This is a genomic window from Agromyces sp. NPDC055520 (assembly GCF_053619715.1).
Genome location: NZ_JBSHJY010000033.1, coordinates 1 through 25,373 on the forward strand (window position 1 = coordinate 1; position 25,373 = coordinate 25,373).

General features: G+C 69.2%; 23 protein-coding genes. 18 read left to right on the forward strand and 5 right to left on the reverse strand.

The window, feature by feature from the left end; all coding sequences use genetic code 11:
- Positions 1-69 precede the first annotated feature (69 nt).
- The 13 genes from ACWGST_RS12755 to ACWGST_RS12815 all read left to right on the forward strand — a co-directional run bounded on the left by ACWGST_RS12755 (position 70) and on the right by ACWGST_RS12815 (position 11,100).
- A complete protein-coding gene (locus tag ACWGST_RS12755; protein WP_452047041.1) occupies positions 70-858 on the forward strand; it encodes an L-threonylcarbamoyladenylate synthase in 789 nt (262 codons plus the stop codon).
- Positions 855-2,177, forward strand: a complete 1,323-nt coding sequence (locus ACWGST_RS12760) for an MraY family glycosyltransferase (protein WP_452047042.1) — start codon at positions 855-857, stop codon at positions 2,175-2,177. The genes ACWGST_RS12755 and ACWGST_RS12760 overlap by 4 nt, the downstream gene beginning before the upstream one ends.
- The gene (locus ACWGST_RS12765; protein ID WP_452047043.1) at positions 2,174-2,650 is read left to right on the forward strand and encodes a hypothetical protein; all 477 of its coding nucleotides are present in this window, start codon (positions 2,174-2,176) and stop codon (positions 2,648-2,650) included. Before ACWGST_RS12760 ends, ACWGST_RS12765 begins: the two co-directional genes overlap by 4 nt.
- 181 nt (positions 2,651-2,831) lie before the next feature.
- Positions 2,832-3,611, forward strand: a complete 780-nt coding sequence (gene atpB, locus ACWGST_RS12770; protein ID WP_452047044.1) for a F0F1 ATP synthase subunit A — start codon at positions 2,832-2,834, stop codon at positions 3,609-3,611.
- A gap of 45 nt (positions 3,612-3,656) precedes the next feature.
- A complete protein-coding gene (gene atpE, locus ACWGST_RS12775) occupies positions 3,657-3,893 on the forward strand; it encodes an ATP synthase F0 subunit C (protein WP_067947113.1) in 237 nt (78 codons plus the stop codon).
- Between the two features lie 23 nt (positions 3,894-3,916).
- A complete protein-coding gene (locus ACWGST_RS12780) occupies positions 3,917-4,483 on the forward strand; it encodes a F0F1 ATP synthase subunit B (RefSeq protein ID WP_452047045.1) in 567 nt (188 codons plus the stop codon).
- Between the two features lie 3 nt (positions 4,484-4,486).
- Positions 4,487-5,281: a F0F1 ATP synthase subunit delta gene (locus ACWGST_RS12785; protein ID WP_452047046.1), complete on the forward strand. Its 795-nt coding sequence runs from the start codon at positions 4,487-4,489 to the stop codon at positions 5,279-5,281.
- Between the two features lie 77 nt (positions 5,282-5,358).
- On the forward strand, positions 5,359-6,999 hold the full coding sequence (gene atpA / locus ACWGST_RS12790) for a F0F1 ATP synthase subunit alpha (protein ID WP_452047047.1): 1,641 nt from the start codon (positions 5,359-5,361) through the stop codon (positions 6,997-6,999).
- A 94-nt stretch (positions 7,000-7,093) separates the two neighbouring features.
- Entirely contained in the window at positions 7,094-8,005 is a 912-nt protein-coding gene (locus tag ACWGST_RS12795; protein ID WP_452047048.1) for a F0F1 ATP synthase subunit gamma, read from the forward strand.
- Positions 8,006-8,028: 23 nt separating this feature from the next.
- Positions 8,029-9,492 carry a F0F1 ATP synthase subunit beta gene (atpD, locus tag ACWGST_RS12800; RefSeq protein WP_452047049.1) on the forward strand — a complete coding sequence of 488 codons (1,464 nt, stop codon included), beginning with the start codon at positions 8,029-8,031 and terminating at the stop codon, positions 9,490-9,492.
- Positions 9,493-9,494: 2 nt separating this feature from the next.
- A complete protein-coding gene (locus ACWGST_RS12805; protein WP_452047050.1) occupies positions 9,495-9,755 on the forward strand; it encodes a F0F1 ATP synthase subunit epsilon in 261 nt (86 codons plus the stop codon).
- An 11-nt stretch (positions 9,756-9,766) separates the two neighbouring features.
- Positions 9,767-10,339: an AAA family ATPase gene (locus ACWGST_RS12810; protein WP_452047051.1), complete on the forward strand. Its 573-nt coding sequence runs from the start codon at positions 9,767-9,769 to the stop codon at positions 10,337-10,339.
- The gene (locus tag ACWGST_RS12815; RefSeq protein ID WP_452047052.1) at positions 10,339-11,100 is read left to right on the forward strand and encodes a YaaA family protein; all 762 of its coding nucleotides are present in this window, start codon (positions 10,339-10,341) and stop codon (positions 11,098-11,100) included. Before ACWGST_RS12810 ends, ACWGST_RS12815 begins: the two co-directional genes overlap by 1 nt.
- A 97-nt stretch (positions 11,101-11,197) precedes the next feature.
- On the opposite strand, the gene ACWGST_RS12820 is transcribed toward ACWGST_RS12815, so the two are convergent.
- Both ACWGST_RS12820 and ACWGST_RS12825 read right to left on the reverse strand, forming a co-directional pair.
- Complete coding sequence (locus ACWGST_RS12820) at positions 11,198-11,788, reverse strand: DNA-3-methyladenine glycosylase I (RefSeq protein WP_452047067.1); 591 nt, start codon at positions 11,786-11,788, stop codon at positions 11,198-11,200.
- A 5-nt stretch (positions 11,789-11,793) separates the two neighbouring features.
- The gene (locus ACWGST_RS12825) at positions 11,794-12,285 is read right to left on the reverse strand and encodes a methylated-DNA--[protein]-cysteine S-methyltransferase (RefSeq protein ID WP_452047053.1); all 492 of its coding nucleotides are present in this window, start codon (positions 12,283-12,285) and stop codon (positions 11,794-11,796) included.
- A 189-nt stretch (positions 12,286-12,474) separates the two neighbouring features.
- Between ACWGST_RS12825 and ACWGST_RS12830 the strand changes: the two genes are divergently transcribed.
- On the forward strand, positions 12,475-13,617 hold the full coding sequence (locus tag ACWGST_RS12830; protein ID WP_452047054.1) for a DUF4192 family protein: 1,143 nt from the start codon (positions 12,475-12,477) through the stop codon (positions 13,615-13,617).
- Positions 13,618-13,629: 12 nt separating this feature from the next.
- Here ACWGST_RS12830 and ACWGST_RS12835 read toward each other — a convergent pair whose 3' ends face one another.
- The 3 genes from ACWGST_RS12835 to ACWGST_RS12845 form a co-directional block, all read right to left on the reverse strand.
- Positions 13,630-13,776 (reverse strand): hypothetical protein, encoded by a 147-nt coding sequence (locus ACWGST_RS12835; RefSeq protein WP_452047055.1) that lies wholly within the window; start codon positions 13,774-13,776, stop codon positions 13,630-13,632.
- A 186-nt stretch (positions 13,777-13,962) separates the two neighbouring features.
- A complete protein-coding gene (locus tag ACWGST_RS12840) occupies positions 13,963-15,366 on the reverse strand; it encodes an aspartate aminotransferase family protein (RefSeq protein WP_452047056.1) in 1,404 nt (467 codons plus the stop codon).
- A gap of 33 nt (positions 15,367-15,399) precedes the next feature.
- Complete coding sequence (locus ACWGST_RS12845; protein WP_452047057.1) at positions 15,400-15,882, reverse strand: Lrp/AsnC family transcriptional regulator; 483 nt, start codon at positions 15,880-15,882, stop codon at positions 15,400-15,402.
- Between the two features lie 148 nt (positions 15,883-16,030).
- On the opposite strand from ACWGST_RS12845, the gene ACWGST_RS12850 reads away from it, so the two are divergent.
- The 4 genes from ACWGST_RS12850 to ACWGST_RS12865 all read left to right on the forward strand — a co-directional run bounded on the left by ACWGST_RS12850 (position 16,031) and on the right by ACWGST_RS12865 (position 25,364).
- Positions 16,031-17,065: an FHA domain-containing protein gene (locus ACWGST_RS12850; RefSeq protein WP_452047058.1), complete on the forward strand. Its 1,035-nt coding sequence runs from the start codon at positions 16,031-16,033 to the stop codon at positions 17,063-17,065.
- A gap of 25 nt (positions 17,066-17,090) precedes the next feature.
- Positions 17,091-17,918 (forward strand): PP2C family protein-serine/threonine phosphatase, encoded by an 828-nt coding sequence (locus ACWGST_RS12855; RefSeq protein ID WP_452047059.1) that lies wholly within the window; start codon positions 17,091-17,093, stop codon positions 17,916-17,918.
- A gap of 136 nt (positions 17,919-18,054) precedes the next feature.
- Positions 18,055-19,473, forward strand: a complete 1,419-nt coding sequence (locus ACWGST_RS12860; RefSeq protein WP_452047060.1) for a serine/threonine-protein kinase — start codon at positions 18,055-18,057, stop codon at positions 19,471-19,473.
- Positions 19,474-19,475: 2 nt separating this feature from the next.
- Positions 19,476-25,364 carry an Ig-like domain-containing protein gene (locus ACWGST_RS12865; protein ID WP_452047061.1) on the forward strand — a complete coding sequence of 1,963 codons (5,889 nt, stop codon included), beginning with the start codon at positions 19,476-19,478 and terminating at the stop codon, positions 25,362-25,364.
- Positions 25,365-25,373 lie beyond the last annotated feature (9 nt).

Here is a 25,373-nt window from a genome sequence, read left to right on the forward strand (position 1 = left end):
CGCCTGCGCCGCGGCATCCGTCGCCCCTCGCCGTTCCGCACGAGCCTGCTGGTCTAGAATCGGCAGGTCATGACTGCCATCTACGACTGTTCGGTCGACTCAGAGCTCCTCACCGGCATGCGCCTCGCCCGAAGCGCCATCGGGCGCGGAGAGCTCGTCGTCATCCCCACCGACACGGTCTACGGTGTCGCCGCGAACGCGTTCGAGCCGAAGGCGGTCTCCGCACTCCTCGACGCGAAGGGGCGCGACCGCAGCTCACCGCCGCCCGTGCTCATCCCCGGCATCCCCACGCTCGACGCCCTCGCGAGCGAGGTGCCGCCCGCGGTCAGGCAGCTCGTCGGCGAGTTCTGGCCCGGCGGCCTCACGGTGATCCTGCACGCCCAGCCCTCGCTGCAGTGGGATCTCGGCGACACGCGCGGCACCGTCGCCCTGCGCATGCCGGCCAACCCGATCGCCCTCGAACTGCTCGCCGAGACGGGGCCGCTCGCGGTCTCGTCGGCGAACCGCTCCGGCATGCCGTCGGCGGTCACCGCGGCCGAGGCCGAGCAGATGCTCGGCGACTCGGTGACGGTCTACCTCGACGGCGGCCCGGCAGGCGCCTCGTACGAGGCGGTCGGCGAGCGGGCGGGCGACACCTCGTCGACGATCGTCGACGCGACGGCGCTCGCACGCGACGGCGGGCTGCTTCGCATCGTGCGCGCCGGCGTCATCTCGCGCGAGCGCATCGCAGCGGTCGTGGGGGAGGAGCTCCTCGAGCCCGCCGCAACGCCGGCGGTCGACGAAGCGGGGGCCGAGGCATCCGCCGTCGACGCAGTGGCCGCGACCTCCGCCGACGACGGGGACGCTGCCGACTCATGACCCTCTTCCTGGCCATCGCGCTGCTGACGGCCCTCGTCACCTTCGGCGGATCGATCCTCGTCTGGAAGCTGAGCCTGAAGTACAAGCTCTACCCGAAGATCCGCGAGCGAGACGTGCACACGCGACCGACGCCGCGCCTCGGCGGGGTCGCGATGTTCGTCGGCATCCTGATCGCCTTCGGCGCCGCGGCGTTCGTCTCCACGCTCGGTTCGTCGCGGTTCTCGAACATCGCGATCGTGTTCCAGAATCCGGGCCAGATCCTCGCGATCCTCGGTGCCGCGCTCCTCATCGTGATCGTCGGCGTCGCCGACGACATCTGGGACCTCGACTGGACGACGAAGCTCGCCGCGCAGTTCCTCGCCGCCGGCCTCATCACCTGGCAGGGCGTCTCGATCGTGTCGCTGCCGATCGGCGGCATCACGGTCGGCTCGTCGTGGATGTTCGCGATCATCACGGTCTTCGTGATCGTGCTCGTGATGAACGCGGTGAACTTCATCGACGGGCTCGACGGGCTCGTCGCGGGCGTCGCCCTCATCGCGAACGGCGTGTTCTTCCTCTACTCCTACCTGCTCGTGCAGCAGACCTCGCCGACGAACTACTTCAACCTCGCCTCGCTCGTGGCGATCATCCTGGTCGGCGCGTGCGCCGGGTTCCTGCCGCTCAACTGGCACCCGGCCAAGCTCTTCATGGGCGACGCCGGCGCGCTCCTCATCGGGCTCCTCATGGCCACCTCCGCGGTCGCGGTCACGGGCCAGCTCAACCCGACCGGCGTCGGTCTCAACCAGTTCGTCGCGGCGTTCATCCCGATCCTGCTGCCCTTCGCGGTGCTCGTGATCCCGCTGCTCGACTTCGGTCTCGCGGTCATGCGGCGCCTTCGCGCGGGCAAGTCGCCGTTCTCGGCCGACCGCAAGCACCTGCACCACCGGCTGCTCGACATGGGCCACTCCCACCTGCACGCGGTGCTGATCCTCTACGGCTGGACGGCGGTCGCCTCGGTCGGATGCCTCCTCACCTACGTCTTCCCGGTGTACTTCAAGATCTCGTCGCTCTGGGCGCTCCTCGCGCTCTTCATCGGCTTCGTCATCTGCGCGGCCATCACGCTCGCCCCGCTCGGTCGCCGCAAGCGGCTGACCGTCGCGGCAGAGGCCGAGGCGGTCGACGAGACCGGTCGCGCCGACGAACTTCCCGAGACGGATGCCGCGGGCCTCGACGAACTCGCAGGCGCCGAGGCATCCCTCCGACAGGCTCAGGGCGGCTCCGCGGCCGGTGCTCAGCACGGCTCGGTAGAATCGGCCGACCCCGAATCTGGAGCACGATGAACGACGCACGTCCTGAAGCCCACCGCACCCCGACCTCGAACCCCGTTCTGCGCAAGGCGCTCGTCTGGGGCGGTGTGCTGGCCGCGGTGATCCTCGTCGTCAGCGCGACCCTCGGGTTCCTGCTGGCGGGTATGCCGGGCCTGCTCGGCGGTCTCGTCGGCACGCTCATGGCCGTCGTCTTCATGGGCGTCACGGCGGCGAGCATCCTGCTGGCCAATCGCTTCGCGGGCAGCGACCTCTTCGTCGGGGCGTTCTTCGGTATCGTGCTCGGCGGCTGGCTGCTCAAGTTCATCGTCTTCATCGTGCTCGTGGTGGTGCTGCGCGGCGCCGACTGGCTCGACCCCACGGTGCTCTTCTTCAGCCTCGTCGCGGGCGTCATCGCCTCGCTCGTCGTCGACGTGATCGTCGTCGTGAAGTCGCGCCTGCCCTACGTCAGCGACGTCGAGTTGCCGAAGGCCCCCACCGAAGAGTGAGGCCCTCTCGGCGATTCGGCGGCGGCTCGAAGTATTGCTAGAGTAATGGGGATCCCCCCACGGTTCCACCCTGCTCGCGCACGGGTCGCCGAGGTCCATGTTCGTCGCCGCAGGAGCCGAGCTCCCCGCCCCGATACAGGAGAAAGCGCTGCTAGTTAACGCTCTGAGCCTGCTGGTTCCGATGTCAACCGACGACGGCGGCTTCCACCCCCCGTCGATCTGGGAATTCTTCCCCGAGGTCTTCCTGTTCGAAGGCACGCCCTTCGCGATCAACCGCGTCATGCTGGTCCGCTTCGTCGCGGTCGCTGCGCTGCTGCTCATCTTCTGGCTCGGCACGCGCCGCATGAAGGTCGTCCCCGGCCGCTTCCAGAGCCTCGTCGAGATGGGTCTCGATATGGTGCGCGTGAACGTCGCCGACGACCTGCTCGGCAAGAAAGACGGCAAGCGGTTCCTGCCGATCCTCACGACGATGTTCTTCATGATCCTGTTCATGAACCTGACGGGCATCATCCCCGGCCTGAACCTGGCCGGCACCTCCGTCATCGGCGTTCCGCTCGTGCTCGCGATCATCTCGTACTGCACGTTCATCTACGCCGGCATCAAGAAGAGCCCCAAGAACTTCTTCAAGAACTCGCTCTTCCCGTCGGGTGTGCCGTGGCCGGTCTACATCATCGTGACGCCGATCGAGTTCATCTCGACGTTCCTCATCCGGCCCGTGACGCTGACGCTCCGACTGCTCATGAACATGATCGTCGGCCACCTGCTGCTCGTGCTCTTCTTCTCGGCGACGCAGTTCTTCCTCTTCACCGCGGGCGGGTGGTGGACGGCGCTCGCAGCCGGCAGCCTCGCCTTCGCATTCGCCTTCACGCTCTTCGAGATCCTCGTCGCAGTGCTGCAGGCCTACGTCTTCACGCTCCTCACCGCGGTCTACATCCAGCTCGCGGTGGCGGAGGAGCACTGAGCCCGGGCATCCGCCCAGAACATTCCCTAGGAAAGGAAACCGAACGTGGACGCAACCACCGTTCTCGCTGAAATCTCCGGCAGCATCGCGACCGTCGGATACGGCCTCGCGGCCATCGGCCCGGCCATCGGCGTCGGCATCGTCGTCGGCAAGACCATCGAAGGCGTCGCTCGCCAGCCCGAACTCGCCGGTCGCCTCCAGGTGCTGATGTGGATCGGCATCGCCTTCACCGAGGCACTGGCCTTCGTCGGCATCGCCACGGGCTTCATCTTCGGCTTCTGACCCCTGCCACGTAGGAGGCAACTGTGCTGCAAGCAGTCTTGAGAGCTGCGACCGAGGAGGGGGAGGGCACTCCGCCCGTCCTCTTCCCGGCGTTGTACGACGTCGTCTGGTCGGCGGTCATCTTCGTCGTCCTCCTCGTCTTCTTCTGGAAGTACGTGCTGCCGCGCGTGCAGAAGCTGCTCGATGAGCGGGGCGAGGCGATCGAGGGCAACATCGCGAAGGCCGACGAGGCGCAGCGCAAGGCGGAGGCGGCACTCGAGGAGTACACCGCCCAGCTCGCCGACGCGCGCACCGAAGCCGGTCGCATCCGCGAGACGGCCCGCGACGACGGCAAGAAGATCGTCGCAGAGGCGAAAGACACCGCGACGGCAGAGGCCGCTCGCGTCACCGCGAGCGCGCAGGCGCAGATCGAGGCCGAGCGCCAGTCGGCCCTCGTCTCGCTCCGCTCCGAGGTGGGCACGCTCGCCATCGACCTCGCCTCGGGCGTCATCGGCGAGTCGCTCTCCGACGATGCCAAGGCGACCGCGGTCGTCGACCGCTTCCTCGCCGACCTGGAGGCCTCAGAGGCCGCCGCCGGAGGGAAGAAGTAGTCCATGGGTAGCGCTACGAGAGAGGCCCTGGCCGCGTCGCGGTCCGCACTTGCGGAGCTCGGTCGCGCCGAACTCCCGGTCGCCGAGGCACTCCTCGCCGCAGGCCGGGTCATCGGCGGGTCCGCGCACCTGCGCACGGCACTCATCGACCCCGAGGCCGGCGTCGCGCAGAAGCGCGCACTCGTCGGCTCCGTCTTCGGCTCGCGCATCCCGGCGGAGGCCGCCTCGCTCCTCGTGAGTGCTGCGTCGCGTCGCTGGTCGTCGGGCGACGACTTCCTCGCCGGCATCGAAGAGCTCGGCATCCGCGTGGCGGCCGACTCCGCAGCCGACGGCGTCGAACTCGACGCCGAGCTGCTCGCCTTCGAGCGGGCGATCGCAGGAGACGCAGATCTCGAGCTCGCGCTCGGGTCGAAGCTCAGCGACAGCTCGGTCAAGGCGAAGATCGTCGACCGACTGCTCGAGGGCAAGGCATCGGCGCAGGCGACCGTGATCGTGCGGCACCTCGTGCAGCAACCGCGTGGTCGTCGCATCGGCGAACTGCTCCGCCACGGGGCATCCGTCGTCGCCGACCAGCGCGGATTCGACATCGCGACGGTCACGAGTGCCGTACCGCTCACCGCCGCCCAACTGGGCCGGCTCGAGCAGGGCCTCGCAGCCCAGGCGGGCCGCCGCGTCCGCTTCGACACCATCGTCGATCCCGCCGTGCTCGGCGGGGTCCGCGTGCAGATCGGCGACGACGTCATCGACGGCAGCGTCGCCTCGCGCCTCAGCTCGCTGCGGCAGAAGCTTGCCGGCTGACGCCGGTTGAAACGACCGGCGTCCGCGCCGTGACACACCAATAGCTGTACAACCGGTACAGAAAAAGGGAAAAGACAATGGCAGAACTCACCATCAGCCCCGATGAGATCCGTTCGGCTCTCTCGGAGTTCGTCTCGTCGTACGAGCCCGGACAGGCGGAGAAGACCGAGGTCGGGTACGTCACCGACGCCGGCGACGGCATTGCGCACGTCGAAGGTCTTCCCTCGGTCATGGCGAACGAGCTCATCCGCTTCGCGGACGGCACGCTCGGTCTCGCGCAGAACCTCGACGAAGACGAGATCGGCGTCGTCGTGCTCGGAGAGTTCACCGGCATCGAAGAGGGCATGGAGGTGACCCGCACGGGCGAGGTCCTCTCCGTGCCCGTCGGCGAGGGCTACCTCGGCCGCGTCATCGACCCGCTCGGCAACCCGATCGACGGTCTCGGCGAGATCACCGGCATCGAGGGCCGTCGTGCACTCGAGCTGCAGGCGCCCGGCGTCATGCAGCGCAAGTCGGTGCACGAGCCGCTGCAGACCGGCATCAAGGCCATCGACGCGATGATCCCGGTCGGCCGCGGCCAGCGCCAGCTCATCATCGGCGACCGCCAGACCGGCAAGACGGCCATCGCGATCGACACGATCATCAACCAGAAGGCCAACTGGGAGTCGGGCGACCCGTCGAAGCAGGTTCGCTGCATCTACGTCGCCGTCGGCCAGAAGGGCTCGACGATCGCCTCGGTCAAGGGCGCCCTCGAAGACGCCGGAGCCATGGAGTACACGACGATCGTCGCCGCTCCCGCCTCCGACCCGGCCGGCTTCAAGTACCTCGCGCCGTACACGGGCTCGGCCATCGGCCAGCACTGGATGTACGACTCCAAGCACGTGCTCATCATCTTCGACGACCTGTCGAAGCAGGCCGAGGCCTACCGCGCCGTGTCGCTGCTCCTGCGTCGTCCGCCGGGACGCGAGGCGTACCCCGGTGACGTCTTCTACCTGCACTCGCGTCTGCTCGAGCGTTGCGCGAAGCTGTCCGACGAGCTCGGCGCCGGTTCGATGACGGGCCTGCCCATCATCGAGACCAAGGCGAACGACGTCTCGGCGTACATCCCGACCAACGTGATCTCGATCACCGATGGCCAGATCTTCCTCCAGTCCGATTTGTTCAACTCGAACCAGCGCCCCGCGGTCGACGTCGGCATCTCGGTCTCCCGAGTCGGCGGTGACGCACAGCTCAAGTCGATCAAGAAGGTCTCCGGCACGCTGAAGCTCGAGCTCGCGCAGTACCGCTCGCTCGAGGCGTTCGCGATGTTCGCCTCCGACCTCGACGCGGCCAGCCGCCGCCAGCTCGCCCGCGGCGCCCGCCTCACCGAGCTGCTCAAGCAGCCGCAGTACTCGCCGATGTCGGTCGAGAAGCAGGTCGTCTCGATCTGGGCCGGCACCAACGGCAAGCTCGACGAGGTTCCCGTCGAAGACATCCTCCGCTTCGAAGCGGAGCTGCACGACTACCTCGCGCGCAACACCGAGGTGCTCAACTCGCTGCGCGAGACCAGCGTGCTCTCCGACGAGACCGCGGCCGAACTCGCGACGGCGGTCGACACGTTCAAGCTCGAGTTCCAGACGGGCGAGGGCAAGCCGCTCGCCTCGGTCGGTTCCGAGCAGTTCGAGGCGATCGCTGAAGAAGAGGTCGTCCAGGAGAAGATCGTCAAGGGTCGCCGCTAGTCATTCCGAGGTTCCCTGAGGCTCTCGACGGGAACTGACCTCACAGGGTCGCATCGAGAGCCTCAGCACCAGGAAGACAGGACACAGGAGAAACATGGGAGCGCAGCTTCGGGTCTACCGGCAGAAGATCAAGTCTGCCCAGACGACCAAGAAGATCACACGGGCGATGGAGCTCATCTCCGCCTCGCGGATCCAGAAGGCCCAGGCGCGCGTTGCGGCGTCGGAGCCGTATTCGACCGCCATCACGCGAGCCGTCTCGGCCGTCGCGAGCTACTCGAACGTGGCACACGTGCTGACGACCGAGCCCGAGCGCATCGACCGTGCCGCGATCGTGATCTTCACATCCGATCGCGGTCTCGCCGGCGCGTTCAACTCGCAGGTGCTTCGCGAGGCCGAAGAGCTCACCGAGCTTCTGAAGAGCCAGGGCAAAGAGGTCGAGTACTTCCTCGTCGGGCGCAAGTCCGTCGGGTACTTCAACTTCCGGCACCGTTCCTTCGAACGGAGCTGGATCGGCGGCACCGACAACCCCGACTTCGACACGGCGAAAGAGATCGCCGACGCGGTGCTCGAGGCCTTCCTTCGGCACGTGAGCGACGGTGGCGTCGACGAGATCCACATCGTCTACAACCGCTTCGTGAGCCGCATCACGCAGGTTCCCGTGGTCACCCGTCTGCTCCCGCTCGAGGTCGTCGAGAGCGATGAGGCGCCCGCGGCACCCGCAGGCAAGCACGAGGTGTTCCCGCTGTACGAGTTCGAGCCCGACGCGGAGACCGTGCTCGACGGCCTCCTTCCCGTCTACATCGAGAGCCGCATCTTCAACGCGATGCTGCAGTCGTCGGCGGCCAAGCACGCGGCGACGCAGAAGGCGATGAAGTCGGCCTCCGACAACGCCGACAAGCTGATCACCGACTATACGCGTCTGGCGAACAATGCCCGCCAGTCCGAGATCACCCAGCAGATTTCCGAGATCGTGGGCGGCGCTGACGCGCTGTCGTCCGCCAAGTAGCCCCTTACGAAGAGAGAGAACACATGACTGACACCGCTACCGCCGCGGCCGCGGCCGCGCCTGTGGCCGGCGCCGTCGGCCGCGTCGCCCGGGTCACCGGCCCCGTCGTCGACATCGAGTTCCCGCACGACTCGATCCCCCCGATCTACAACGCGCTGAAGACCGAGATCACGATCGACGGCGTCACCTCGGTGCTGACGCTCGAGGTCGCACAGCACCTCGGCGACGACCTGGTTCGTGCGATCGCCCTCAACCCGACCGATGGTGTCGTCCGCGGCCAGGAGGTCACCGACACCGGCGCGTCGATCTCGGTTCCCGTCGGCGATGTCACCAAGGGCAAGGTCTTCAACGTCATCGGCGAGGTGCTGAACGCCGAGCCCGGCGAGCAGATCGAGATCACCGAGCGCTGGCCGATCCACCGCAAGGCTCCGGCCTTCGATCAGCTCGAGTCCAAGACCTCCATGTTCGAGACCGGCATCAAGGTCATCGACCTCCTCACGCCGTACGTGCAGGGTGGAAAGATCGGCCTCTTCGGCGGTGCCGGTGTCGGCAAGACCGTGCTCATCCAGGAGATGATCCAGCGCGTCGCGCAAGACCACGGCGGTGTGTCGGTGTTCGCCGGTGTCGGCGAGCGCACCCGTGAGGGCAACGACCTCATCCACGAGATGGAGGAGGCGGGCGTCTTCGACAAGACCGCCCTCGTCTTCGGCCAGATGGACGAGCCGCCGGGAACGCGTCTTCGCGTCGCCCTGTCGGCCCTGACCATGGCGGAGTACTTCCGCGATGTGCAGAAGCAGGACGTGCTGCTCTTCATCGACAACATCTTCCGCTTCACGCAGGCCGGTTCCGAGGTCTCGACGCTGCTCGGCCGCATGCCGTCGGCCGTGGGCTACCAGCCGAACCTCGCCGACGAGATGGGCGTTCTGCAGGAGCGCATCACCTCGACGCGCGGTCACTCGATCACCTCGCTGCAGGCGATCTACGTGCCCGCCGACGACTACACCGACCCGGCTCCGGCGACGACCTTCGCTCACCTCGACGCGACGACCGAGCTCTCTCGCGCCATCGCGTCGAAGGGCCTCTACCCGGCCGTCGACCCGCTGACCTCGACCTCGCGCATCCTCGACCCCCGTTACCTGGGCGAAGACCACTACCGCGTCGCCACCACGGTCAAGCAGATCCTCCAGAAGAACAAGGAACTGCAGGAGATCATCGCCATCCTCGGTGTCGACGAGCTCTCGGAAGAAGACAAGATCACGGTGTCGCGTGCGCGCCGCATCGAGCAGTTCCTCTCGCAGAACACCTACATGGCGAAGAAGTTCACCGGTGTCGAGGGTTCGACCGTTCCGCTCAAAGACACGATCGAGTCGTTCGACGCGATCGCCAAGGGCGAGTTCGACCACGTGGCCGAGCAGGCCTTCTTCAACGTCGGCGGCATCTCCGACGTCGAAGAGAAGTGGGCTCAGATCCAGAAGGAGAACGGCTGAGCATGGCCAGCCTCAATGTGAGTGTCGTCTCGGCCGACCGCGAGGTCTGGTCGGGCGAGGCGACCATGGTGGTGGCACGCACCGTCGAAGGCGAGATCGGCATCCTGCCGGGTCACGAGCCGATGCTCGCGATCCTCGCCGGCGGCGAGGTGCGGGTCACCCTGCCCGGCGGCGAGAAGGTCACGGCCAACGCCGAAGACGGCTTCCTGTCGGTGCAGGCCAATGCCGTGCAACTCGTGGCATCGCGGGCCGAACTCGTATAGGAGACGCGCGGATGCAGGGGGAGCAGCCGATCGAACGCCAGTTCGGTGACCTGAGCGTCACCCAGCTCATCGTCATGGCCGGGTTGCCGGGCGCGGGAAAGTCGACGATCGGCGAGATCATCGGCGCCCGCCTCGGCGCCACGGTCGTGTCGGTCGACCCGATCGAGTCCGCGATCCTGCGGGCGGGCATCGACGCCGATCAGCCGACCGGTCTCGCGGCCTACCTCGTGGCCGAGGAGATCGCGCAGAAAGAGCTCGACTCGGGTCGCACGGTGATCGTCGATGCGGTCAACGCCGGTGAGGCGGCTCGTCTGCAATGGCGCGACCTCGCGGAGCGAGCCGATGTGCGGCTTCGGGTGATCGAGGTCGTCTGTTCCGACGAGGCGCTGCACCGTTCGCGGCTCGAGAAGCGCGAGCGCGGGCTTCCGCACCTCGAGGAGACCACGTGGCGCGCCGTGGAGCAGAGCCTCGAGGGGTACGCCGCCTGGACCGGACCGTCGTCGGCGCTGCCTCGGGTGACGATCGACAGCATCGAGTCGCTCGGTTCGAACGTCGATGCGGCGCTCGCTTTCATCGGCTCGTAGTGCGGATCCTGCTTCCGCCGTCCGAGACCAAACGCGACGGCGGTGCCGATGTCGCGCTCGATCTGAGCGCGCTCTCGTTCAGCGCATTGACGCCGATCCGGGCGGAGGCCGCCACCGCCGTGGTGGCGCTCGCCCGCGAACCCGAGCACATGATGCGGGCGCTGAAGCTCGGCCCTCGTCTGGCGCATGAGGTCGAGCGCAACCGCGCCCTGCTCGACTCGCCGACGATGCCCGCGATCGATCGCTACACGGGTGTGCTCTTCGACGCTCTCGACGCCGCGACCCTCGACGCAGAGGCCCGAGCGTACGCAGCCGATCACGTCGTCGTGCACTCGGCGCTGTTCGGACCGCTCGGGGCAATGGATCCCATTCCGGCCTATCGGCTTTCGCACGACTCGCGTCTGCCGGGGGTTCGGTTGAAGGCGCGCTGGCGCGAGCCGATCGCGGCCGTGCTGGAGGCCGACACCGGGGTGGTGCTCGACCTCCGCTCCGAGGCGTACGTCGAGCTCGGACCCGCGCCCGTGCACGCCGACGCGGCCTTCGTGCGGGTGGTCTCGGTCGACGGCAACGGTCGACGGCGAGCCCTGAACCACTTCAACAAGCGTGCGAAGGGGCTCTTCACGCGCGCCGTGCTGACCGCACGGCCGCAGCCGGCTTCGCTCGGCGAGCTGATCGAGTGGGCGCATGGGGCTGGGTTCTCGCTCTCACTCAGCCCCGAGCGGACACCGGCAGGCGTTCGCGAACTCGAACTCGTCGCCTGACTCGGGCTGCGACCGACTCAGGCTGCGACTGACTCGGGCTGCGACTGACTCGGGCCGCGACCGACTCGGGCGGCGACTGACTCGGGCCGCGACCGACTCAGGCGGCGACGGCGCGTGTCGAACGGTGGCACCCCGCGAGGTGATCGTCGACCATGCCGGCCGCTTGCATGAGCGCGTACATCGTCGTCGGACCGACGAAACGGAACCCGCGCCGACGCAGCTCTTTACTCATCGCAACGGACTCGGGCGTGGTCGCCGGTACCTCGGCGAACGAGGCCGGCGGCACCGCACGCGGCGGGGGCGCGAAACCCCACAGCAGCTCGTCGATCGGCAGGTCGAGGTCGAGCGTGGCCCTGGCGTTCTGGATCGTCGCCTCGATCTTGCCCCGATGACGGATGATGCGCTCGTCGCCGAGCAGTCGCACGACGTCGTCGTCGGTCATGACCGCGACCCGCTCGGCATCGAAACCGTGGAAGACCTCGCGGAAGGCCGGTCGGCGCCGGAGGATCGTGATCCACGACAGGCCGGCCTGGAACCCCTCGAGGCAGACCTTCTCGAAGAGGCGCACGGGATCGTGTTGCGGCGTGCCCCACTCCTCGTCGTGATACCGGCGGTACTCGGGGTCGGCAGCGCCCCAGCCGCACCGCGCGAGCCCGTCGTCGCCGACGACGATCTCGGGGCGCGGGATCACGCTCACGCGGCGAAGCCGATCTGCTCGTGGCCGAGCAGCCAGAGCTTGGTCGGAATGCCCTCACCGCCGGAATAGCCGGTGATGCGCCCGTCGCTGGCGAGCACACGGTGGCAGCCGACGATGATCGGGATCGGATTCGCACCGACGGCTCCGCCGATCGCGCGTGCCGAGCCCGGGCGCCCGACCGCTGCGGCGAGCGCGCCGTACGACGTGGCCTCGCCCCAGTGCAGGCGCTCGAGTTCGGCCCAGACGGCCTGCTGGAACGGGGTGCCGGTCAATCGCACCGGAATGTCGAAGTCGAGGCGTCGGCCGTCGAAGTACTCGACGAGTTGTTCGCGCGCCGCGCGCAGCACGTCGTTGTCGTGCTCGGGCTCGCCGTCGTGGGGGAGTGCGGCGCCGCTCTCGATGGACAGGCTCGTCAGCGCCTCGTCATCGGCGACGAGCTCGATGCGCCCGATAGGGCTGTCGATGCGGGTGAGGTACATGTTCGTCATGATTCGAGCGTAATCGCGCCCCCTGACATCGGGCTCGCGGAAATCAGACATTGGGGAGATGTCGCCGTCACCCGCACCTGTGGAGGAGGAGTCGCTCGACTCCTCCTCCACAGGTGCGGAGTTCGCGCTTCCCGACACCGGTCGGCCGTCAGCGGTCCACGGCGGTGCTCAGCGTGGAACGCTCGCCGCATGACGACCATCATCCGCGCCGAAGCGGCGCACGACTTCCTCGCTCTCGTTCCCTCGCTCGCCGGCTTCCGCCCCGAACGGTCGCTCGTGTGCGTCGCGTTCAGCGGCAACCGCACGGCCGGCGTGCTTCGACACGACCTGCCGCGCCGGGCGCGCGATCGGGCACCGCTCGTCGCCGCGATCGTGGGCACCCTGTGCCGCATGCACGGCGTCGACGCGGTCGTGCCGATCGTCTACACCGACGCGCGATACGGCTCCGGTCGCGGGATGCCCCAGCGCGCGTTGCTCGGCATGCTCACCGCTCGCGCCGAAGAAGCCGGGTTCCTCGTGCGAGACGCGCTCTGCTCGGCCGCCGACGGCTGGGGGTCGCTGCTCGACCCCGAGACGCCGGCCACGGGGCATCCGCTCGCCCTGATCGAAGCGAGCGCGGTGCGTCATCGCGCCGCGGAACTCGTGGACGTGCGGTCGTCGCCGACCGCGAGCGCCGAACTGCCGGCGACCGACCCGGTGACTGCGAAACGCATCGCCGAGGCACTCGAGCAGCTGACCGGGGACGCGCGGGCGGCGGCGTTGACGCGGCTCGGGGACCTCGGCGACCCCGTCGCGCTCGTCGAGGCGTTGCTCGCTCGCGACGCCGTGCATCCGCCGTTGCGTCTCGCCTGGTTTCTGCATCTCGCCTCGATTCCCCCGATGCGCGACGCCATGATGCTGCAGATCGGCTTCGGTGCCCTCATCGGCGAGGCGGCGTACGACGATGCTGTGGCCACGGCCGATCGAGCGGCCGAGCACGACGAGAGCGTCGACGAACTCGTCATGCGAGAACTCGATGCCGGCACGACCGGGGAGGTGAGCGACATGCTCTCGCGACTCATGCTCGGTCAGTCGACGCTTCGTCCCGATGTGCGCCGGGTCGAACGTGCGCTCGCACTGTTGCGCCCGTTGATTGCGAACGCGGCGCCCGCGTACACGGTCGGCGCGCTCTGCATCGCGGCCTGGCTCTCGTGGGCGCTCGGCCGAGGCTCGGCTGCGGGGGTGTTCATCGATCGCGCACTCGACGCCGAGCCCGACCACTCGATGTCGGGCCTGTTGGCGGTGCTGATCGGCAGCGGCGCGCTGCCCGATTGGGCGTTCGGCGGTGCGTGACGGGCGGTGCCCTCAGTGCCCGGTGAGACGGCCGACCGCGCCGGCGAGCAGCGAGGGTCGGCCGGTGAAGCGCTCCTCGGCGTCGGCGAGGCGCATGCCGAGCACTCCGATGTTGGCGCCGACGAAGCGGAGCGCTTCGCCGGGTGCACTCGAGCGCACGAGGTGTCGAACATCGCCTCGGGTGCGTGGCCGTCGAGACCGGTTGCGTCGAACCGGGCATTCGCGGTGAGGGCGGCGCGCGGGCGGAGGTGGTCGAGCCCGCGCACGACCAGGTCGTCGAGCCAGAAGCTCACCCGACGGGAGGAATCCGGTGAGGCATTCGTCATCGTCGGGCGAGCCCCGCCATCAGAGCCGGTCGGAGGCTTCGGTCAGCACGCCGCGCAGCTTCTGCTCGATCTCGGCGAACTCGACCGGGCCGATCGTGAGCGGCGGCGCCAGCTGGATCACGGGGTCGCCGCGGTCGTCGGCACGGCAGTAGAGGCCGGCGTCGAAGAGCGCCTTCGAGAGGAAGCCGCGGAGCAGCCGCTCGGACTCGTCGTCGTCGAAGGTCTCGCGCGTCTCTTTGTCTTTCACGAGTTCGATGCCGAAGAAGTAGCCGTCGCCGCGCACGTCGCCGACGATCGGCAGGTCGAGCAGCTTCTCGAGCTCGGCGCGGAACAGCGGCGAGTTCTCGAGCACGCGTTCGTTCAGCCTCTCCTCTTCGAAGATGTCGAGGTTCTCGAGCGCCACCGCGGCCGACACCGGGTGGCCGCCGAAGGTGTAGCCGTGGTAGAACGACGTGTTGCCCTCGGCGAACGGTGCGTAGATCTTCTCGGAGACGATCGTCGCGCCGATGGGGGAATAGCCCGAGGTCATGGCCTTCGCGCACGTGATCATGTCGGGCACGTAACCGTAGGCGTCGCACGCGAACGTGTGGCCGAGCCGGCCGAACGCGCAGATGACCTCGTCGGAGACGAGCAGCACGTCGTACTGGTCGCAGATCTCGCGGACGCGCTTGAAGTAGCCGGGGGGCGGCGGGAAGCAGCCGCCCGAGTTCTGCACCGGCTCGAGGAACACGGCGGCGACCGTCTCGGGGCCTTCGAAGAGGATCATCTCTTCGATGCGGTTCGCGGCCCAGAGGCCGAACGCCTCGAGATCGTCGGACGGCGCGCCCATCTCTGCTGCACGGTAGAAGTTCGTGTTGGGCACGCGGAAGCCGCCGGGGGTCACCGGCTCGAACATCTCTTTCATGCCCGGGATGCCGGTGATCGCGAGAGCGCCCTGGGGGGTGCCGTGGTAGGCGACCGAGCGCGAGATCACCTTGTGCTTGGTGGGGCGGCCCTGCAACTTCCAGTAGTACTTGGCGAGCTTGAAGGCGGTCTCGACGGCCTCGCCGCCGCCGGTCGAGAAGAACACCCGGTTGAGGTCGCCGGGCGCGTAGCCCGCGAGCCGGTCGGCGAGCTCGATCGCCGAGGGGTGGGCGTACGACCAGATCGGGAAGAAGGCGAGCTGCTCGGCCTGCTTGGCCGCGACCTCGGCGAGACGTGCGCGACCGTGGCCGGCGTTCACGACGAAGAGGCCGGACAGCCCGTCGAAGTACTCACGCCCCTGCACGTCGTAGATGTGGTGACCCTGGCCGCGCGTGATGATGGGCACCCCCGACGTCTCCATCGTGGACTGCCGGGAGAAGTGCATCCAGAGGTGGTCTTTCGCCTTCTGCTGCAGCGTGGCATTGTCATACGTCGTGTCGACGGTGACCGTGTCGGTCATGGCCTTCCCTTTCTCGATGAGCACCCGCGCGTGTCAGCGGGTGCCCCAGTTGTAGAACTGCTTCTGAAGCTTCAGGTAGACGAACGTCTCGGTCGACTGCACACCCTCGATCACGCGGATGCGCGTGTTGAGGAGCTCGAGCAGTTCTTCGTCGTTCTCGCAGACGACCTCGGCCATCACGTCGAAACTGCCGGCGGTGAGCACGACGTAGTCGATCTCGGGGATCTCGGCGAGCTGTGCGGCGAGCGCGCGCGTGTCGCCCGTCGTGCGGATGCCGATCATCGCCTGCGTCGTGAAGCCGAGCTGCATGGGATCGGTCACGGCGACGATCTGCATGACGCCCGACTCGGTGAGTCGTTGCACCCGTTGGCGCACCGCGGCCTCGGACAGGCCGACGGCCTTGCCGACATCGGCGTACGAGCGTCGCCCGTCGACCTGCAGCTGCTCGATGATCGCCTTCGAGACCGAGTCGAGATGCGCAGGTCGGGGTTGCGAAGAACGCCCGTTGTTCGTCATGGCACGATTGTGACAGTGAAGCATGCCGCATGCAAGTGATTCCGTTGAATAGTGGCGAGAATTCGACGAAATCCACAGCAAACGGGATTTCCGTCGTCGATCGATCGGGCACTCGTGCACAGCGGCGCGCGGTGCCAGAATGTTCGGCATGGTCGAAGGCGCGGTGTCGAGTGCTGCGGTGGTCGGCGCGCCTGCGTGGGACGTGATCGTGGGCGACCGGTTCATTGCGGCGATCGCCGCTCCTGCGCCCGAACGGGTGCTGAGCGCTCTCGCCGATGCGGCGGGCGATGCGGCGCTCTCGCTCGAGTCGCTCGTCGGCATCGTTCCGGCGGGTCGCGTCGATCCCGTGTCGTCGTTCGGTCTCGTCTGGTGGCCCGATGCGGGCGTGACGAGCGTCACCGCGGTGGTTCGCGGCGACGCGGTCGTCGACCTCGCCTCGCCCGGCGGCAGTCGACGCTTCGACGCCCGTGACATCCGGCCGTGGCACCTCGCCGACTTCGACGACGTGGTCGCACTGCGCATCACGGACGCCGCGGCGCCCCTCAGCCGCATCGACGGAGCAGGCCCGCCGGTCGCCCCTCCGCGGGCGAGCCTGCGCGCCTCCGCGGTCGAGTGGGCGGCGGTCGGCCGGCCGGCGGTCGGCCAGCCGGCGGTCGGCCAGCCGGCGGTCGCGGGGGCACCGGGCGTCGCAATCGGTGAGGATGTCGCGGCGCACGTGGCCGCACGGCCCGAGCCCTGGCCCGACGCCGACACGGTGCTCGCGGTGCCCGAGCGGGCGGGTCGTACTGCGCCGCCCCCGGTCGCGCCCGCTCGGCCGCCGACGACCAACGGGCCGAGGTTCCGGGTCGGTTCCGGGTCGCCGCTGACGGTCACGGCACCCGTGCTGATCGGCCGGCGTCCGCTGCGACCGCGCGTCGCCGCTCCCGGCCTGCAACCCGAACTCCTCACCGTCAGCTCTCCCGAGTCGATCGTCTCGGGCACGCATCTCGAATTGCGAGTCGTCGGCAGCCGGCTGGTCGCCACCGATCTGCACTCGACGAACGGCACGATGGTGCGCTCTGACTCGGGCGATCGCCGGCTGCGCTCGGGTGAATCCGTCGTCGTGCTTCCCGGCACCATCCTCGATCTCGGAGACGATACGATCATCGAGATCCTCTCCGCTCAGGGCGCTCCCCGCACATGACCCGAACAGACAGCAGGCCTCACAGGTGACCCAGATCGGCAATGGCAATGCCCGCCATCGGGTGACGCTGCCCGACGGCACCGAGATCACCCTCGCGTGGGCGGCCGTCACCGACACCGGGCTGCGTCGTGAGGTCAACGAAGACAGCTTCATCGCACAGGCTCCGATCTTCGCCGTCGCCGACGGCATGGGCGGCCATGCCGCAGGCGATTTCGCGAGCGCCGCCGTCGTCACCCGACTCGCCGAGCACGGCGGCAAGGTGCTCGTCGGCACCCCCGAGGTCGATCAGGCGCTGCGACTCGCCGTGCAGGACATGGGTCGCGGCGCCGGCGTCACCGACGAGGGCAGCGGCACCACCGTCACGGGCGTCGCGCTCGGCGCGATCTCCGACGAGCCCGCGTGGATCGTCTTCAACATCGGCGACTCGCGCGTCTACCGACTGGTCGGCGGCGTGCTCGAGCAACTGACGGTCGATCATTCGATCGTGCAAGAACTCGTCGACGCCGGCCAGATCACGCGTGAAGAGGCCGACACGCATCCGCATTCGAACGTGATCACGCGCGCGGTCGGCTTCCACGAGGCCCCGATCCCCGACTATCGCGCGATCGCCGTCGAGCCCGGCATGCGACTGCTCATCTGCTCGGACGGCCTCACGAAAGAACTCACCACGTACGGCATCCGTCACTTCCTCATGGCCAACCCGAAGGCCGAGAAGGCGGCCAGACAACTGCTCGAGGCCGCCCTCGGCAACGGCGGTCGCGACAACGTCACGGCGATCGTCGTCGATGTGCTGACGGTGTCCAGGCGAGAGGGCGCACCGGCGGCGGCCGACGGCGGGCTCGAGCGCGACTGAGGGATGCCGCGGGGCAGGTGTGCGCCCTGTGGACAAGCACCACGAGGCATCCGTCGCCCGCGGATACAATGATGGGCACCGGGCGCCGCCGGCCACCGGGGCAGCGCCGCACCGACCCAGAGCAGGCAGGAGGAACGTGTCTCGTCGGCTGCCGTCAACGCCACCGAACCTGCCGGGGTTCGCGTTCATCCGCGTGCTCGGCTCGGGCGGCTTCGCCGACGTCTTCCTCTACGAACAGAACATGCCGCGGCGACTCGTGGCCGTGAAGGTGCTGCTCGCCGAGGTCGTCAACGACGACTTGCGGCAGATGTTCCAGGCCGAGGCGAACCTCATGGCCCAGCTCTCCTCGCACCCGTCGATCCTCACGGTGTATCAGGCGAGCGTCGCCGCCGACGGCCGCCCGTATCTCGTCATGGAGTACTGCTCGGCCTCGCTCGGGCAGCGGTACCGCGCGGTGCAGCTGCCGATCGCCGAGGTGCTCTCGGTCGGGGTCCGCATCGCGAGCGCCGTCGAGACGGCCCACCGTCAGGGGGTGCTGCACCGCGACATCAAGCCGTCCAACATCCTCACGACCGCGTACGGGCACCCCGTGCTCTCCGACTTCGGCATCGCGGCGACCCTGAGCGAGGCCGAGACGGGTGACGCCGTGGGGCTGTCGATACCGTGGTCGGCGCCCGAAGTGCTGCACGATGAGATCTCGGGCAGCGTCGCGAGCGAGGTCTGGTCGCTCGGTGCGACCGTGTACTCCCTGCTCGCCGGCCGAAGCCCCTTCGAGGTGACCGGCGGCGACAACGGTTCGGGTGCTCTGATGGCCCGCATCGACAAGTCGAAGGTCGCCCCCACCGGCCGCGTCGACGTTCCCACGAGCCTCGAGACGGTGCTCGCGCGATCGATGTCGCGGCGACCGTCTGCGCGGCAGTCGAGCGCACTCGAGTTCATCCGCGACCTGCAATCGGTCGAAGAGGAGCTCGGGCTCGTGCAGACTCCCATCGAGGTCGCGATGGACGACTGGGCGCTCGCGACCGCGATCGACGTCGACGAGCAGACGCGCATCAGCGGGGGGTTCGGCACGGGCGACGCGGGGCACCGCCGGCGCCGACCGCACCCGTCGTCGCAGCGCGCATTCACCACCGCCGATTCCCGCCCCGGTGACCCCGGCACGAGCCGCAGCCGCACGGCGCCGCCGACGGCGCGCCGACTGGCATGGGGCATCTCGCTCGTCTCGGTGCTTCTCGTCGCGCTCGTCGGCGTCGGCGCCTACGCCGTGATCCAGGGCACGCGATCGATCCCCGTCGTCACCGATGTGCAGGGTTCGGTGGGCGACGGCGGCGTGACCTTCTCGTGGAACGATCCGGGTCTCCAGAGCTCCGACGCCTATGTCGTGACCGTCGACGGCGAGACCCTTCCGGTGCAGCGCGACGCGCTCGTGACGGTACCGGCCGAGGGCGGCGACCGGGTCTGCGCGAGCGTGACGGTGAACCGCGACGGAAAATCCGGCGCGTCGAGCGCCGAGCGCTGCGTCGACGTGCCCGTCGCCGTCGACCAGGGGTCGTGATGATGGCGAAGCTGCCCGACCTGCGCCGCGTCCCTCGTCCACGCTCCGTCGCCCTCACCGCGGCGGCGACGACCGCGGTGGTGGCCCTCGTCGCCGGCGTCGCGATCGCCTCCGGCGGGTATGCCGCGCAGCGCGTCGACCTCGGCGACGCCGCCGTGTGGGTCAGCAGCGGCAAGCACCAGGCCGTGGGCCGCGCGAACACGGCCCTGCTCGAATTGAACTCGGTCGTCGAGACCGGCTCGATCGACACCGAGATCGTGCAGCAGGGCTCGACCGTGCTCGTGCTCGATCCGTCGCGGGCGACCGTGCGCGTGGTCGACGCGACAACGTCGAACCTCACCGAGACGGTTGCGGTGCCGCCCGACGACGTCTCGCTCGCGCTCGCCGGCTCCCGAGTGGTCGTGGCGGCGGGCGGCGACGTCTGGACGACGCCGCTGGCGCAGTTCGCGCAGTTCGACGCCGATGTCGAGCCGATGCTCGCCTTCGGCACCGGCTCGGTCACCTCGATCGACCCCGACGGCACGCTCTTCGCCTATACGCCGTCGACGGGCGACATCGCGCTGGTCGACGCGGCCGACGAAGAGGCGGTCGGCGCGCGCTGGCAGATCGACCCGCTCGTCGAAGACCACGACGTGCAGATCACCTCTGTCGCCGACCACTGGGCGGTGCTCGACGTCGACACCCGTCTGCTCCACCTCGAGCGGGGCACCGTCGACCTGCGCGAGGTCATCGGCGCGAATGAGGCTCCCGTGCTGCAGGCCCCGTCGGGCGACGGCGACGAGGTGGCCATCGCCACCCGTGGCGGGCTCGTCAGCGTCGGACTCGACGGTACGGCGCCGCGCATCCGCGTCCACGGGCGTTCCGGGATGCCGGCGGCGCCGTTCGTGCACGGCGGATGCCTCTATGCGGCGTGGGCCTCGGGCACCGCGTGGCGTTCGTGCGGAGCGGGCGAGACGCCGATCGCCAGGTTGGCGGACGCGCCGCCCACCGGCGACTACGCCTTCGTCGCGAACGGGGCGACGCTCGTGCTGAACGAGCGAAAGGGCGGTCGCACCTGGGCCGCCGACGCCGGATTCGGACTCATCGACAACTGGGACGAACTGCTCGAAACCGAGCGCGACGAAGAGACCGTCGAGCAGAACGACCCCGACCTGCAGCCGACGCTCGAGACGAGCCAGGTGCCGCCCGTGGCAGCCGACGACGAGTTCGGCGCCCGGCCGGGGCGCACCACCACGCTGCCCGTGCTGCTCAACGACTACGACGCCAACGGCGATGTGATCGTCGTCGACGCCGTCGACGGCGAGCTCCCGCCCGGAGTCGCCATCGACCGCATCGCCGACAACCAGCAACTGCAGCTCAGACTGGGCGACGAGGCATCCGGAACCATCTCGTTCGGGTACACGATCGACGACGGCTTCGGCGGCACGGCACGAGCCGTCGTGCACGTGACCGTGCGCGATGCCGACGAGAACTCGCCCCCGGTGCAGCAGCGGCAGACGAAGGCCTTCGTGCAGACCGGGGGCCGCGTGAACACCGCGGTGCTCGGCGACTGGATCGACCCCGACGGCGACCCGTTCTTCCTCCGGCGGGCCATCGCGGCCGAGCCCGACGCGTTGTCGTCGACCGCCGACGGCGTGGTCGTCTTCGATGAGAAGGGAGGCACCGGCGGCGAGCGGACGGTCTCGCTCGAAGTGTCCGACGGCCAGGACTCGGCCGTCGGCGCGCTCGGCGTCGGCGTGCGCGCGCCCGGTGACGTGCCGCTCGTGGCCGACCCGTTCGTCGTGCTCGCGACCCAGGGCCAAGAGGTCCGCGTCGACCCGCTGCGACACGTGCGCGGCGGCTCCGGCCGGGTGCAGTTGAGTGCGGTGCCCGCCAAGCCCGACGCGCAGCTCACCCCCGACTTCGACGGCGGCACCTTCCGGTTCGCGAGCTCGGTGGTGCGCACCCACTACCTCGAGTACACGGTGACCGACGGCACGTGGACCACGACGGGGCGCGTCAGGGTCGATGTCTCCGCGCCGCCCGAGCTCGACACCACCCCGATCACCGTGCCGCACACCGCGTTCCTGCGCATCGGGCAGCCCGTCGACGTCGATGTGCTCGCCACCGACATCGACCCGACCGGCGGTGTGCTGATCCTCACGGGCCTCGGCGACCCGGCGGCCGAGGCGGGCGTGCAGGTCGAGGTGATCGAGCACCGCATCCTCCGGGTGACCCTCTCGGGGCCGCTCGAGACGGGTTCGACGGTGTTCGGGTACCGCATCAGCAACGGGCTCGCAGAAGCCGAGGGCGAGGTGACGCTCGTCGAGGTGCCGCAGCTCGAGATCGCCCAGCCGCCCGTCGCAGTGCCCGACAAGATCTCGGCCCGCACGGGAGACGTCGTCGACATCGCCGTGCTCGCCAATGACGAGCACCCCGATGCCCTGCCGATCACGCTCGAACCGGTGCTCGAGCGGGATCCCGAGGCGGGCCTCCTGTTCGTCGACGGCGACCACCTGCGCTACTTCGCACCCGAGATGCCGGGGGAGTACGAGGCGATCTACCGCATCACGGGGCCCGACGGGCAGTCGGCCACGGCAACGGTGCAGATGTCGGTGCGCGCCGCCGACCCCGAGACCAACACCGCCCCCGTGCCGGCGACGGTCACCGCCCGCGTGCTCGCGGGCGAGACGGTGCGCGTTCCGGTGCCGCTCGGCGGTACCGACCCCGAGGGCGACAGCGTGCAACTCCTCGGACAGGGCGGCACCCCCGACCTGGGCAACGTCACCGACCACGGCGCCGACTGGCTCGAGTACCAGGCCGGGGAGTACTCCGCCGGTACCGACATCTTCGAGTACGAGGTCGTCGACGCCCTCGGCGCGCGCGCGGTCGGCAGTGTCAGGGTCGGCATCGCCCCCCGCCTCGACGGGGCCCGGTCGCCGATCGCGGTCACCGACTTCGTGCAGGTACGACCCGGGCGCACGATCTCGGTGCGCGTGCTCGAGAACGACTCCGATCCCGACGGTGGTGCGCTGACCATCGCGAGCCTGACGCCCATCGAGGGCGATGCGGTCGCCGAGATCGTCGACGACCGCATCGAGGTCGAGATCCCGGCCGGCGAGGGCGACTACGGCTTCACCTACTCGATCGAGAACAAGCAGCTCGCGAGCGACTCGAACTTCCTCCGCATCGAGGCGCGCGACGATGCGCCGCTCGCCCGCCCCGAGGCATCCGACACCGTGCTCTCCCTCAGCGACATCCTCGAGAAGGACACGATCGACGTGCGGGTGCTCCGCAACGTGTTCCTCGCCGACGCCGCGGTGTCCGACCTCGAGGTCGGGCTCGTCGACGGATACGACCGGGGTGCCGAGGTGCGCCGTGACGGCAGCATCCGGGTGCAGGTCGAAGACCGGCGGCGTGTCATCCCGTTCTCGGTGACGCACCCCGAGGACCCGTCGATCGTCGCGTACGCCTTCATCTGGGTGCCCGGCCGCGACGACGCCCTTCCCCAGTTGCGCGCCGACGCGCCCGCCGTGCGCGTCGTCAGCGGCGAAGAGGTCGTGCTCGACCTCGACGACTACGTCATCGCCGCATCGGGTCGGCCGGTCAAGATCACGGATGCCGCGACCGTGCGCGCCTCGCACAGCGACGGGTCCGATCTGGTCGTCGACCAGCGCACGCTCAGGTACCGCAGCGAAGACGGCTACTTCGGGCCGGCCTCGCTCTCGTTCACGGTGACCGACGGCGAGTCCGCGGCCGACCCGTCGGCGCGCACCGGCACGATCGTCATCCCGATCGACGTGCGGCCGTCAGAGAATCAGCCGCCCGTGTTCACGGGCGGGGTCATCGACTTCGAGCCGGGCGAGTCGAAGACGGTCGACCTGAAGAAGCTCACGAACTACCCCTACCCCGAGTCGCGACACGAGCTCGTCTTCGAGATGCTGCCCCCGCCCGCCGAGGGGTTCGCCTTCTCGTTCGACGGCAGTGAACTCACGATCGAAGCCGAAGCCGACACCCAGAAGGGCACGCGGGCCGCGGTGGCCATCGGCGTCGCCGACGATACGGGCAAGGGCAAGGCGGGTCGCATCGAACTGCGCGTGGTGCCGTCGACGAAGCCGATCGCGCGCCCGGCACCCGACAGCGCGGTCGCGCCCCGCGGTCGAACGACCTCGATCGACGTGCTCGTCAACGACCGGGCGACGAACCCGTTCCCCGACGTGCCGCTGCGAGTGGTCGACGTGCAGGGGCTCGACGCCGACGACCTCCCGGACGGCGTCGCGATCGAACCGAGCGAAGACAGCTCCACGCTGAACGTGACCGTCGCACCGGGTGCGGCGCCGGTGAACTCGACCGTGCAGTACCAGGTGGCCGACGCGACCGGCGACGCGAGCCGATTCGCGTGGGGGCTCGTCACGATCTCGGTGCAGGATCGACCCGATCCCGTCACCGGTGCCCAGGTGACCGGCTTCAGCGACGGTGCCCTCGACGTGGCCTTCGGCGCGGGCGCGTTCAACAACTCGCCGATCACCGGGTACGAGATCGAACTCCTCGACGCCGGCACGAACGCGGTGGTGGCGACGAACGAGTGCGCCGCCACCACGTGCACCGTGCCGACGCCGGGCAACGGCCAGGCGAATGCCGTGCAGCTGCGGGTGCGTGCGAAGAACGCGATCGGCCTCTCGGACCCCGCCGACGCGCCCGGCCCGATCTGGTCCGACGTGATTCCGCCGCCGCCGACGGGTTTGCGCGCGATGCCCCTCGACGGGCGCCTGCGCCTCGAATGGGATCCGGTGCCCGCCGGATCGGGCAGCGCGATCGAGTCGTACGTGGTCACCGTCGCCGGGGTCTCGAACGAGGTCTCGGCCGGCACGGTGTGCACGGCGACGCTCTGCTCGACCGACTCGCAACCGCTCGAGAACGGCAGCCAGGTGCCCGTCGTGGTGAGCGCCAGGAACCAGGCGTACCCGGCGCTCGCGGTGTGGACCGAGGCCGGTACGAGCGGCACGCCGTTCGGTTCGCCGGTCGCCGGAGCGATCGCGGTCAACGGCGACGCCGCAGCCGGCACCGTCACGGTCACGTGGGATCCGTTCGCCGGAAACGGCGACGCCGTCGGCGGCTATTTCGTCGAGCGTCTGGTCGACGGGGCGAACGACGTGCCGGGCGGTGCGCAGGCGTGCTCGGTGACGAGCCCCGCCCCCGGCACGGTCGTGGCCCCGTCGGGCGGCGGCACCGTCGCCGAAGTGGTCGCCGTGGGGCCGGGTACCACGAGCGTGCAGTTCGCCGGCACCGCGACGGAGTCGACCAGGTACTCGTTCGTCGTGTGGGGATACAACCGTGCGGCATGTGTGAACACCGTGGTCGCCGGCACTGTCGTGCGGCCCGCGCCCGATGCGATCAACCGGGTCGACAGCGACATGGGGATGCGAACGGCCGACATCTACGACCGGTACATCTCGAAGGTGACCCCGGGGGCCTGGCGCTACGACATCGTCGCCGTCGACGGTGGCGGGGCCCAGATCCCCGGCACGCAGCAGAGCTTCGGCGGCTCGGGCTGGGCGCAGGACCTCTTCGCCCGGCCGTACGGCGAGGCCGTTCGGTTCCAGGTGCGAACCTGCTCGGTGTGGGGCAGCTGCGGGCCGTGGTCGGCAGTGCTGCCGAGCGACGCCGAGCCGTCGCTCACCTTCGCACTGCCGAGCCGCGTGTGGGACGAGAACACGAAGACCTGGTCATGGACCTCTGCACCCGTGAACTCCGGGATCCCGGCGACGTTCTCGTGCGGAGTCGACGGTCGCAACGGCCGGGCGGCCGCGCCGACGGCGCTGATCTGCGAGATCCCCGAAGCCAAACCCGGCGACCGGGTCTGGTTGGATGTTGAGATCGCGGGCATCGTCGTCCGCTACGAGAACCGCTGAGCCGCGAGA